This is a genomic window from Pseudomonas sp. HLT2-19-2 (genome assembly GCF_054898005.1).
In genome coordinates this window covers 2,547,874-2,559,060 of the sequence record NZ_CM142712.1, presented here as the reverse complement: position 1 = coordinate 2,559,060, position 11,187 = coordinate 2,547,874, and the positions used below count along the sequence as shown (strand labels likewise).

At 52.7% G+C, this 11,187-nt stretch carries 12 protein-coding genes and 3 pseudogenes; 8 read left to right on the top strand and 7 right to left on the bottom strand.

What is annotated here, in order from left to right; all coding sequences use genetic code 11:
• Window positions 1–14: 14 nt before the first annotated feature.
• The 5 genes from ACYZTU_RS11960 to ACYZTU_RS11940 form a co-directional block, all read right to left on the bottom strand.
• Window positions 15–356, bottom strand: a complete 342-nt coding sequence (locus tag ACYZTU_RS11960; protein WP_461970357.1) for a hypothetical protein — start codon at window positions 354–356, stop codon at window positions 15–17.
• A gap of 74 nt (window positions 357–430) precedes the next feature.
• Window positions 431–1,369: a copper homeostasis membrane protein CopD gene (gene copD, locus ACYZTU_RS11955; protein ID WP_461970356.1), complete on the bottom strand. Its 939-nt coding sequence runs from the start codon at window positions 1,367–1,369 to the stop codon at window positions 431–433.
• A gap of 3 nt (window positions 1,370–1,372) precedes the next feature.
• On the bottom strand, window positions 1,373–1,756 hold the full coding sequence (gene copC, locus ACYZTU_RS11950; protein WP_017737057.1) for a copper homeostasis periplasmic binding protein CopC: 384 nt from the start codon (window positions 1,754–1,756) through the stop codon (window positions 1,373–1,375).
• Window positions 1,757–2,125: 369 nt separating this feature from the next.
• Window positions 2,126–3,514: a heavy metal sensor histidine kinase gene (locus ACYZTU_RS11945; protein ID WP_461970354.1), complete on the bottom strand. Its 1,389-nt coding sequence runs from the start codon at window positions 3,512–3,514 to the stop codon at window positions 2,126–2,128.
• On the bottom strand, window positions 3,511–4,206 hold the full coding sequence (locus ACYZTU_RS11940) for a heavy metal response regulator transcription factor (protein WP_461970352.1): 696 nt from the start codon (window positions 4,204–4,206) through the stop codon (window positions 3,511–3,513). Before ACYZTU_RS11940 ends, ACYZTU_RS11945 begins: the two co-directional genes overlap by 4 nt.
• Before the next feature lie 131 nt (window positions 4,207–4,337).
• Here ACYZTU_RS11940 and ACYZTU_RS11935 point away from each other — a divergent pair.
• From ACYZTU_RS11935 to ACYZTU_RS11915, 5 genes and pseudogenes are all read left to right on the top strand, one after another.
• Window positions 4,338–4,487: pseudogene (locus ACYZTU_RS11935) on the top strand (co-regulatory protein PtrA N-terminal domain-containing protein); the annotation flags it as partial.
• A 167-nt stretch (window positions 4,488–4,654) separates the two neighbouring features.
• Window positions 4,655–5,191: a cupredoxin domain-containing protein gene (locus ACYZTU_RS11930; RefSeq protein WP_461970350.1), complete on the top strand. Its 537-nt coding sequence runs from the start codon at window positions 4,655–4,657 to the stop codon at window positions 5,189–5,191.
• Window positions 5,192–5,289: 98 nt separating this feature from the next.
• A complete protein-coding gene (locus tag ACYZTU_RS11925; protein WP_461970348.1) occupies window positions 5,290–5,541 on the top strand; it encodes a DUF2933 domain-containing protein in 252 nt (83 codons plus the stop codon).
• 51 nt (window positions 5,542–5,592) lie between these two features.
• Window positions 5,593–6,584: pseudogene (locus ACYZTU_RS11920) on the top strand (P-type ATPase); the annotation flags it as partial.
• A gap of 108 nt (window positions 6,585–6,692) precedes the next feature.
• Window positions 6,693–6,893, top strand: a complete 201-nt coding sequence (locus tag ACYZTU_RS11915; protein ID WP_461970346.1) for a heavy-metal-associated domain-containing protein — start codon at window positions 6,693–6,695, stop codon at window positions 6,891–6,893.
• A gap of 52 nt (window positions 6,894–6,945) precedes the next feature.
• Here ACYZTU_RS11915 and ACYZTU_RS11910 read toward each other — a convergent pair.
• Window positions 6,946–7,268 (bottom strand): annotated as a pseudogene (locus ACYZTU_RS11910) (metal/formaldehyde-sensitive transcriptional repressor).
• On the opposite strand from ACYZTU_RS11910, the gene ACYZTU_RS11905 reads away from it, so the two are divergent.
• Window positions 7,257–7,463: a hypothetical protein gene (locus tag ACYZTU_RS11905; protein ID WP_461971220.1), complete on the top strand. Its 207-nt coding sequence runs from the start codon at window positions 7,257–7,259 to the stop codon at window positions 7,461–7,463. The pseudogene ACYZTU_RS11910 and the gene ACYZTU_RS11905 overlap by 12 nt on opposite strands.
• 113 nt (window positions 7,464–7,576) lie before the next feature.
• Here the strand turns inward: ACYZTU_RS11905 and ACYZTU_RS11900 are convergent, their stop codons facing one another.
• Window positions 7,577–7,966, bottom strand: coding sequence for a DUF305 domain-containing protein (locus tag ACYZTU_RS11900; RefSeq protein WP_461970344.1), 390 nt, complete (start codon window positions 7,964–7,966; stop codon window positions 7,577–7,579).
• Between the two features lie 927 nt (window positions 7,967–8,893).
• On the opposite strand from ACYZTU_RS11900, the gene ACYZTU_RS11895 reads away from it, so the two are divergent.
• Together ACYZTU_RS11895 and ACYZTU_RS11890 are read left to right on the top strand one after the other, a co-directional pair.
• Window positions 8,894–9,100 (top strand): co-regulatory protein PtrA N-terminal domain-containing protein, encoded by a 207-nt coding sequence (locus ACYZTU_RS11895; protein WP_461970342.1) that lies wholly within the window; start codon window positions 8,894–8,896, stop codon window positions 9,098–9,100.
• Window positions 9,101–9,321: 221 nt separating this feature from the next.
• The gene (locus tag ACYZTU_RS11890; protein WP_461970340.1) at window positions 9,322–11,184 is read left to right on the top strand and encodes a copper resistance system multicopper oxidase; all 1,863 of its coding nucleotides are present in this window, start codon (window positions 9,322–9,324) and stop codon (window positions 11,182–11,184) included.
• Window positions 11,185–11,187 lie beyond the last annotated feature (3 nt).

Genomic DNA, 11,187 nt, shown 5'->3' with positions numbered 1-11,187 from the left:
GTGTGGTACAGGAATCAAGTGCGGGGCGGTCGCCATACCCCTGACGGGGTTTGTACTGGATGGGAATCTAGGGAGAAGGACAGTACGAGGGGGCTGGATAAGGTGATAGGAGGCTTGATGATGGAGACTTGCAGCATGCCACCAGTCTGGCACTCCTGGCCTGGCTTACAGGGTTTACCGTGCTCGGTGGGACTTTTCATGTCATGGCAGCAGTCTTGACCCATGCCGCTCATCATCGCCATGCCCATGGTTTTCATGGGGCAGGGCTCAGTCGGCGCCTGGACACCCGCCATCCCGCTGAGGGGAAGCGCTAGGCTAATCAGGAAAATCAGGCAAAACCGTAGGTAGCGTTTCATGGGCTGGAGTGTAGCCGGTGGAAATGGCCCTTACAATTCACCTACTAGACTCCTTAGTCGGCTGTCACCAACCTCTATCCCGCGCTCATTTCCACTTCCGGACTTAAAGTGCCTAACCATGCGACAAGACAAATTATGATGACTGCCATTAAAAATTCGAGTGTCATGCTGCGGCGCAAGGCATTGACCGCGGCAGAGTATTCTCCATTTCGAACTGACCGCTCCAATACCGGACTTAGGTGAAAGCGGTTCAGCGTGGCTAACACGATCATCCCGGCAAAGAGCAGGATCTTCAAAAACAGCAGTACACCGTACGTACTGAGCATCACTTCATCGAGATTTGGACCGATGACAAACAGATAATTCACTACGCCTGTGATGCTTATGATCACTACGATCACAGCGCCGGCCGATTCAAAACCAGTCAGCACCCGTGCAAGAATTCGAGCTTCTTGTTCGCCCTTTAGCGATTTCACCCGCAGCAGTAAAGCGAATGCCAATAGAGCACCCAACCAGCCACCAGCGGCTAAAAGATGGAATATATCGGTGATGAAATGCCAGTAGCGTCGGCTGCCTTCATCCATGGCACCGTGCCCTGTCCAAGCCAACGTCGCCAACGCAATCGCTCCGCATACGGTGACGATCCAGAGACTGGGTGTCGGAAATCGCCTATTCAATGCGACGCCAATAATTGCCATCACCAAGGCAGCTATTCGGACCATCCAGGTCAACCCGACGTCGGTCCCCATGAGGACCATTTCAAAAATATGGTGATGTAGCTCCATAAGCTCCGACACACCGCTCATTGCTTTCGCAAGCAGCAACATGGCGACAAGGGATAGAGCTACACCTGCGACAGAAGTACCGTAAAGAAGCGACTCAAAATTCAAGACCGTGCCCGATACTCTTTCCTTTCCCCTGAGGCTGTACAAGCCGAAAATTGCCAATCCGAATAACAACATCAGGTCGAAATAAAGAGCAAAGCGAACCACAATATTTATTGAGTCGCTCATAAATCATTTCACTTTAAATGAGAAGTTGCCGGTGATCGGGTGAGTGTCCGAGGAGACAGCACGCCATTCGACTTTGTAGGTACCGGTGGTCAAAGGTGCTGCTGGTGTAATCACCATCGTTTTCGGATCACCGCCACCCGCGACGGCGGCCTTAACACCCATTGGTGAGTTCGGCATGCCAGGCATATCGGTCATGATCAGTTTTGCACCGGAAAACTGAGTGGTGAGATTCTCAGAAAAGTGCAGTTCAATTTTCGAAGGGGCCGCCGCATCCGAGCCTTCTGCCGGAGTGGAAGAAAGGAGCTTTGGATGTGCTTGAGCAACTGCACTCAGAAGCAAACCAGCGGTCAGTGCAACAGCTACGGTGGTAGTTTTAAGGAATGACATGCAAGACTCCTCACAGCAAGAGCTGTTGATTCGAGGTTTGTTTGGGAATATCTAGTTTTTACTTTTCGATTCTTGTTAAAACCACTGATGATTAGCTAGTAGCCTCCGTATTCAAGGTCAGGTTGAACACGAGAAACTCACTAGGACCCAACGTCACAGTGCAAGAGCACGATGCCACACGAACGCAAACTGTTCGATTACATTTCAGTCAGCTTGACGAGGTGTTTGGCCTCGAATTGGCGGGCGTAGCGAGACTTAAAGACGAGACCGCGTGCCCGCGATACTAGGGTTTTCACTCATTCAAAAATAACGAAAGTGGACGCTGGGCGCAGGCTGAGAGATCGCCGTTGATCACAAATGCGCCGTTGTTCAGCTGACCTTCAAGTCAACACTAGGAAACTCTAGATGAAAGGCCGTTTTCCCGCCACATGACGTACACCAGATCTTGCCATCATGCGCTTCAATAATTGATCGAGTAATCGACAGACCTAGCCCTGCGTTGCTTGGACTCCCTTCTCGCCGAGCTGGGTCCACGCGATAAAAACGATCGAAAAGCTTTTCAAGGTGTTCGGGGGCAATGGGTTCTCCGTGGTTTTCCACGACGACCAATACCGACATCTCCTTCTGGAGAATTTCGACACTGATCGTCTTCCCTTCAGAGGTGTAGCGAAGCGCGTTAGAGAGCAGGTTAGAAATCGCTCTGTGGAGCATAAGGACATCGCCTCGGACGCTGCCCCTTCCTGAAACCTTGAGTTCAATCCCTCGCTCATCAGCCAAAAGGCGGTAGTACTCAAGCAATTTTTCCACGACTTCCACTAGGTCTATTGGTTTGTTCTCGTGTGTGATCAGACCGTTGTCAGATTTCGCCAGAAAAAGCATGTCATCAATCATCCGACTCATACGCTTCAAGTCATCAAGATTGGAGTACAGGTTGTCTTCGTAGTCCTCAATATCCCTTTTTCTAGAGAGTACTACTTCGGTATGGGTCATCAGATTACTGACCGGTGTGCGCAGTTCGTGAGCAATGTCCGCAGAAAAATTTGATAACCGGACAAAAGCATCATCCAGCCTGGATAACATCGCATTAAACGACAGCACCATCTGCTGAAGCTCTTTTGGAACGGGCGCTAATGGAATGCGCTCTTTAAGTGATTTAGCCGACATCGACGCAGCGACCCTGGTCACCTGCCGAATAGGACGCATACCACTGCTTGCAACCATCCAGCCCAGTGCGGCACTGACGAGCGCACTGATCACCAGCCCTATCCAGAACCATCGCTCAAGCGTCTCGAAGAAGGACATATGCTGAGTAACGTCAAAGATCAAAATCACGGTCCATGGTTTGTCTTGCCCCGTAACGATGGTTTGTGCCGTCACGCCACGGAACATTTGCTCGTGGTCTCGCCATTCCCAGACATTGTTGTTTGTGGCCGTGCGGAAATGCTCCGGAACATTTACTGGCCCGGGATCAGCGAAAAGCAATCTCCCATCACTGTCCAGGATTAGGGCTGTCAAATCACGGTGAGCACCGAGCAACGCCTGTAACTCAGGCTTTAAGTCGTCGAATTGGTCGATACTGTTCAGCTCTCCCAAAATTCTTTTGGTCGAATGGAGCTTTTCGTTCAGTGCCTGCTGATCCAGCATTTTGAAGTGATGCCGGCTGAGGTTATTGAAGCTGAGCCCGGCGACGGTGAGCACCGCCGTTACCGCAAGCATGAACATCAAACTCATGCGGGTGGTCAGGGATAGACTATTCATTCCGATTCCGATTTCGAATCAGGTGCATCGAGCATGTAGCCCATACCACGGCAGGTTTGGATCAGCTTGACCTCAAAGTCGTCATCGATCTTCGCCCTGAGCCTGCGCACCGCAACCTCGATTACGTTGGTATCGCTGTCGAAGTTCATGTCCCAGACTTGCGAGGCGATGAGCGATTTTGGCAGCACTTCGCCTCGGCGACGGAGCAGCAGTTCCAGTAGCGCAAATTCCTTGGCCGTAAGATCTATGCGTTTGCCTCCCCGAATAGCCCTGCGCTTGAGCAGATCTACTTCTAGATCGGCCAATTTCATATGGGTTTGCGAGGGCACGTTATTACCGCGACGGAGCAGCGTCCTGACCCGAGCTAGCAACTCAGAAAATGCGAAAGGCTTGATCAGGTAATCATCTGCCCCCAGCTCAAGCCCCTTGACTCGATCTTCAACGCGGTCTCGCGCCGTCAGAAAAAGGACCGGGACGTCCTTCCCTGACAAACGCACCTTCTGAAGGACCTCCCACCCATCCAGGCCCGGCATCATGACGTCTAATATCAGCAGGTCATATGCTTCGCTCAGGGCATGTTGAAGGGCCTCTGTACCGTTGGTAAAACGATCAACATTGAACCCAGCTTCCGTAAGGCCCTGTTGCAAATAGATACCTATTTTCGGTTCGTCTTCAGCAACCAGAAGTCTCATGGTGTGGCTCTCAAAGTGATGATGAGGCTGAGTTTGCAACGAATCAGCCGAACCAACCAGCAACTGACAGAAATGTAATCCTGGCTTCAGGTAGATGTCAGCCTGCGTTGTCTAGGGTTTGAACATGAACACTGAGCGAACTTCACAAGGATCATCCCGACGCATCGATGACGCCTCAACAGCACCTCGCCTGGATGGAGAAGCACGACAAAATCGTCGATGACGTTTTGAGCCAAATGCAACGCGAACACAAACTGATGCTTTCAGAAAAACATCAGTAAAGGCTCTATCTTCAAGGTTTCCGCGCTTTATCCAGGTTACAAACGGCGTCACTTCGGCGCCGTGTTTTATTTCAGAAACTGACAGAAATGTAGTGTTCAGGTCAGTTAACTGGCAGTTAAGTTTCCTTAGCATCACCAGTGCTACCCACTTTCACTTTGAGGTCACTATGAAAGCTAAATTTGCTATCCCGGTTTGCGCTGCAATTGCCCTTTTCCTCGGTTCTACAGCCATAGCTAGCGTTGGCCACGGGAAGGATGACATTGGTCAGCCCGGAGCGGCGGCCGAGGTTACCCGCACGATTGAAGTGAAAATGGGCGATATCTCCTTCGTGCCCAAAAACATCGATGTCAAACCTGGAGAGACAGTTCGCTTCGTCCTGCGCAACGAAGGCTCGCTGCTGCATGAATTCAATATCGGCAGAGCCGCTGCCCATGCCACGCATCAAAAAGAGATGGCAGCTATGTTCCAGAACGGCACGCTCAGTCCTACCGGACATGGGCAAGCGATGAGCGATATGGGACACAGCATGGGGGGGATGAAGATGGTCGGGATGGAGCACAACGATCCTAACAGCGTGCTGATTGAACCAGGCGCAACCAAAGAGCTTATCTGGACCTTTTCCAAGAGCACAGGCCTGGAGTTTGCCTGCAATGTACCGGGCCACTATCAGTCGGGAATGGTGGGTCAGTTTGAAGTGAAGTAAAGCGTGGATTGATCGATATCACAGCCTCAAAGCGTGCGTTGACTACTCTCAGTCGCAGATGTCACCCCAACGCTTGCAGGGACAAAAGGAACTCAATCATGACTAACCATCCGCATTCGGTTGAAAACGCTCCTCCACCCTTCTGGAGGAGCAAAACGGGTGTCGTACTGATCATGCTGGTTGCGATCGGCGTTTTCTACGTGGTCCGGGAACACTTCGGCCATGTCTCACCTTATCTGCCCTATCTGATTCTGTTGATCTGTCCGTTGATGCATTTTTTCGGGCACGGTCATGGCGGCCATGGCCGACACGTGAGTTCGGAAACCAACAAGGATGATAAGGGAAACTAGTCATGCCTGACGCCACAAGTCATCGCGACCATGATCACGCCCATCAGGTAACTCGGATGGATCGTGCAGATGGTGGCCCGTACCCAACGCTCTAAAGCCCCCATGCAGCGTATGGCGGACGCCGTTGTTGGTTACTTTGTGATGGGGGTAATCGTGATTGCCCTGCTGACTCTTCTGGGGTGGGGGCTGCTCGGTCCTGAGCCCTGTTGGGTCTTCGGCCTGATTAATGCGGTCGCCGTGCTGATTATTGCCTGCCCCTGCGCTCTGGGGCTTGCGACACCGATGTCGATCATGGTTTCCACGGGGAAAGCTGCCAGCATGAACCTTTACAAGATCGACACGCTGATCGTCGACAAGACAGGCACCCTGACAGAGAGCCGTCCGGTGTTTCACAGTGTGGAAGCCACACAGAACTTCGACCCCAATGATGTTCTTCAACTCGCTGCCAGTCTGGATCAAGGCAGTGAGCACCCAATACCGCGCTGATGGATGAGGCAGACGTGAGTATCAGGCCGCTCCAATACCGTGCAGAGCTGTTACGACTTGAAGGTATCAGCATTATCTATGTGGCAGTCGACGGAGTACTGGCAGGGTTGCTTGCAGTGTCAGATCCGATCAAACCAACCTCCAAAGAGGCCGTCACCAAGCTCAAGGCTGATAATGGGGGAATTGAAGAAGTCCACGGTGAAGTGAAGTCTCAGGACAAGAACGTCTTGTCGCGGACCTTCAGCAATACGGCCGGCGAGTTGCAATGGCTGACGACGGTATCAATGATGCGCCGGCTCTGGCCCGGGGCTTGTAAAAGGCGATTTGATGGGGATTCTTCGGGCGCGTGCCCTTTCTGTAGCGACGATGAAAAACATGCGAAAGAACCTGTGCTTTGCCTTTCCTTATAACTCGATGGGTATCCCGCTAGCAGCAGGTCTACCGTATCCACTGACCGGACATCTCTTATTCCGATGGTCGCGGCCATCGCGATGAGCGTGAGTTCAGCATCCGTGGTTTTCAATGCCTTGCGGCTGAGAAACACCCGAATAGATTGAGACTTGGACACCATTTAAACGGTGCAGACAACCCTTGACCTTCCTATCGTGTCAACGTTGATGCTGTAACTGCGGCCAAAGAGGCCGATCAACACGAGAGGAATAACTATGTTTGTCTTAGACGTATCAGGCATTGGTTGCGGTAGCTGTGTTAGCAAAATCACCAAAGCCATTCAGTCGTTGGATAGCGGGGCAGCTGTTTCGGTGGATCGTGCTGCCGGCAAGGTCAACGTTGAAAGCATCGAAAGCCCAGAGCGAGTCCGCGCTTCTGTTGAAGCGTTGGGTTTTCCTTCCAAGGTCAGCGCCTGAGGCGGTGATCTGCTCCGGCGTCAACGCCCTCACGCACAGACTCTCCCTGGGCTCATTTCAGATATGAGCGCAGGGCCGGGATGACTTGATCCAGGTCTTCTTGACGTTGTTCTGGAGTGACGGCTCCAGCACCCTGGTGCTCGCGGATATGCCCTTCAAGCACCTCTGCCATCAATCCGTTCACCGCGCCTCTCACCGCTGCAATCTGTTGCAAAACAGCAGAACACTCTGCTTCCGCTCCAGCGCTCGCTCCAAAGCCTCCGCCTGTCCCTTGACGGGTCTGACGCGAGTCAGCAGTCGTTTCTTGTCGTGGATGGTTGCGGCATAGGGCTGTTCCCTCCCCAAGGATCTGACGGGTGACACATGAGTTCCCATGCGCCGGCTCTGGGGCTTGCTGTCCTGGCCTATGCATGGCGGGTAGGCAAAGAGAAATATGCCTGCATTCTGACTTTGACAACTGACCAAAATGCGACACCCGCAAACTTCAAAGACCTCTTGTCAGTGCATGAGGAGCTGGTTCACATCACCGTTGAAATCAATCAAACAGCTCGTTCTAACATCGCAGCATAGTGAGCAGGTCGATCAGGGTAGCGGCGTTTTTCAAGGTGGTATGCGCCGACCGATGAAGCATGACATTTTCTTTCATCGGCGCGGCGCAGGAATCGACTTCGGCAACACCATATTCATGGTTTTTCGTTTGCTTTAATCCACCGATCGAATTCAGCAATTTCCTTCTTCTGTGCGGCAATTATGTCCTTGGCCATACGGAGCATCTCCGGATTTTTCCCGTTCTTGAGTTCAGTTTGCGCCATCTCGACTGCCATTTGGTGGTGCATTCGCATGTTGGCCGCGAAGTCATAATCCACATCACCGGTCATGGACATACCGCCCATTTGTTTCATCATCTTCGAATGATCCTTCTGCTCGGAAGGCATCTGCATCGCTTCACTTTTCGTGGGTTCTGCGGCATTAGTCCACGTCGGCGCTGCTGCCATTACCGCGACAGCCATCGCTATCACCCTCATCGACGAAGTGAACAGGCTAGAGCTGTTGTGCTTGATAGGCTGTGACATTGTAAATCTCCTGTTAGAGGCCGGAGGGTTGGCACATGTATGCCATTGCCCCCAAGCACGGAATTGCTACTTCTGTACCTGAATGGTGGTTCAACTATCCCTGGGCACCAGCCATTTTTCGGCAGCTCTCTGCGCATTCGCGGCAGGCCCTGACGCAATTTTCCATACCACCGACCTGTTCGCAGCTCTGGCGCAGGCCTCACATTTCTCGGCGCAAAACCCGCGAACGTGGTGGTGAAAGGTGGAACCACTCAACAAAAAATGGGTAATCGATGCATTCAGACAGGTTTGTGGCGTTGGCTACACGCATCAATGCGAGGCTGCTGGCATTGGAGAGTGTCCATGTGAGAGATCATCGGGCGGTCATAGCTATGTTCTCCATTGCATTTAAGGAAAGACAACGCTAGCAGTGGTACTGGGACCAGCGGCATTCGACAATTTCCATTAAAAACAGCTGATCATTTCGGACTGATCGCGGATGAGGATATTGCAGACGAATACCTAGCTGTAATGCGAGCCCGATGCTGTTTCATGCGCTCAGGTTGACCACATACCCAAGTGCTCATATTTCACCCTAGACGGACATAAGCGGACAGTCGACTGAAACCAAGATTACATTTCTGTCAGCTTCAGGTTGGTTAGCACTTCGTTACGAACCGGGAGGTAGGACGCGAGATTCATTTTGTCGGGGCCACCCGCCACCTCACTGCGTCAGCCAAGTAGTTGTCTGGCGAGGTGCTGTACCAAAGTGTAGACAAGGTCGTAATTCGAGAAGGAAATCGAAACCTGACACAACGGTAATGCTCACTTAAGGCTTCTGACAGGAGGAGAGTTTTAAGATTACGTCGTGGCTTCAACTCATCCCCCACGAATCACGTCTTGATGTGGATTCAACGGGGTAACCAAATCTCATTCGAGGATACCCAAATGAAATCCATGAAAACCCTATTTGTTATTGCAGCGTTGACCGTTTCTTCTCTGGCTATGGCCGAAGGCGGTGGTGACCGGACATTTGCACGTACGGAAGCGGCCAGGAAGGATTCGATGGAATCGTACCAAATTGCCCAAAAGCAAGGCACTCAATCCCCTGTAGCAGAGAGCAAAGGAAACGCAGTAGGCCACGCTAAGTGCTGAAACGATTGGCGTCGTTCCCAAGCTGACAGAAATGTAATCACCGTGATGGTTCAAATGTGGCAATTTCTAAACTCGCTTGCCGTATGACTGCGTCTTGAACGGCGGCGGAAAAACCTCATCCGGGCTCAAAACGATTCTCCGAGAGAGCGCCTTCAACCTGTCAGTGCAACTCACAGGTTGTTGCGAACGGCTTCCCTTTTGATTGATTGGACATAAACGGCATGCATTCCAAAACCTCTAGGCGGACATTCGTCAAAGGCCTGGCCGCTGGCGGCATTCTCGGCGGTCTTGGCCTGTGGCGCACCCCTGTATGGGCAGTAACCAGTCCCGGTTTTCCGAACGTACTGACTGGCAATGAATTTGATCTGTTCATTGGCGAAACCCCAGTGAATATCACTGGCTCGGCGCGTACGGCGATGACCATCAACGGCTCTTTGCCGGGACCGCTGCTGCGCTGGCGTGAAGGGGAAACGGTCACGCTGCGGGTGAAGAACCGCCTGGACCAGGATACCTCCATCCATTGGCACGGGATCCTCCTGCCCGCCAACATGGACGGTGTGCCGGGCTTGAGCTTTCACGGTATCGCGCCTGATGGCATGTACGAGTACAAATTCAAAGTCCATCAGAATGGTACTTACTGGTACCACAGCCACTCGGGTTTTCAGGAACAGGCCGGTGTCTACGGGCCTATCGTCATCGACTCGAAAGAGCCTGAACCTTTCCAATACAACCGCGATTACGTGGTGATGCTGACCGACTGGACTGATGAAGATCCTGGTCGGGTCATGGCCAAGCTTAAGAAACAGTCGGACTACTACAATCACCACAAACGTACCGTTGGCAACTTCATCGACGACGTGAGCGACAAAGGCTGGGCCGCAACGGTGGCGGATCGGAAGATGTGGGCCGAGATGAAAATGAACCCCACCGACCTCGCAGACGTCAGTGGCGATACTTATACCTATCTCATGAATGGGCAGGCCCCTGACGGTAACTGGACCGGTATTTTCAAACCAGGTGAGAAACTGCGGCTGCGCTTCATCAACGGTTCGGGTATGAGCTATTTCGACGTCCGTATCCCAGGTTTGAAAATGACCGTGGTGGCTGCCGATGGCCAGTACGTGAACCCTATCAGTGTCGACGAATTCCGCATCGCCGTAGCAGAAACCTATGACGTGATCGTGGAGCCTGTCAGCGCAGAGGCTTACACCATTTTCGCCCAGTCCATGGATCGAACCGGATATGCCCGCGGAACCCTGGCCGTGCGCGAAGGGCTGAAGGCGCCGGTCCCGGCGATCGACCCGCGTCCTCTCGTCACCATGGATGATATGGGGATGGGCGGAATGGATCACGGCAACATGGCAGGAATGGATCACAGCACCATGAAACCGGGCGACATGGCCGGTATGGATCACAGCAAGATGACCAGCATGGACCAGGGCGACATGTCCGGTATGAGCGGTATGGATCACAGCAAGATGACCGGCATGGACCAGGGCGACATGTCCGGCATGAGCGGTATGGATCACAGCAAGATGGCTGGCATGGGCACAGGAGCGATGCAGTCTCATCCGGCTTCCGAAACCAACAACCCGTTGGTTGATATGCAAGCCATGAGCACAGCGCCGAAGCTGAACGACCCAGGTATTGGCTTGCGCAACAACGGCCGTCGCGTGCTTACCTATTCAGACCTTAAGAGCACTTTCCAGGACCCGGATGGCCGCGAGCCCAATCGCACCATTGAGCTGCACCTGACCGGTCATATGGAAAAGTTCGCCTGGTCATTCAACGGCATCAAGTTCTCTGATGCTGAGCCTTTGCGCCTCAAGTATGGCGAGCGGCTGCGTATCACCCTGGTCAACGACACCATGATGACCCACCCCATCCACCTCCACGGCATGTGGAGTGACCTTGAGGATGAGGACGGCAATTTCATGGTGCGCAAGCACACGATCGACATGCCGCCAGGTACAAAGCGCAGCTATCGAGTAACAGCTGATGCGCTGGGGCGCTGGGCCTACCACTGCCACCTGCTCTTTCATATGGAAATGGGCATGTTCCGTGAAGTACGGGTTGATGAGTAAAGG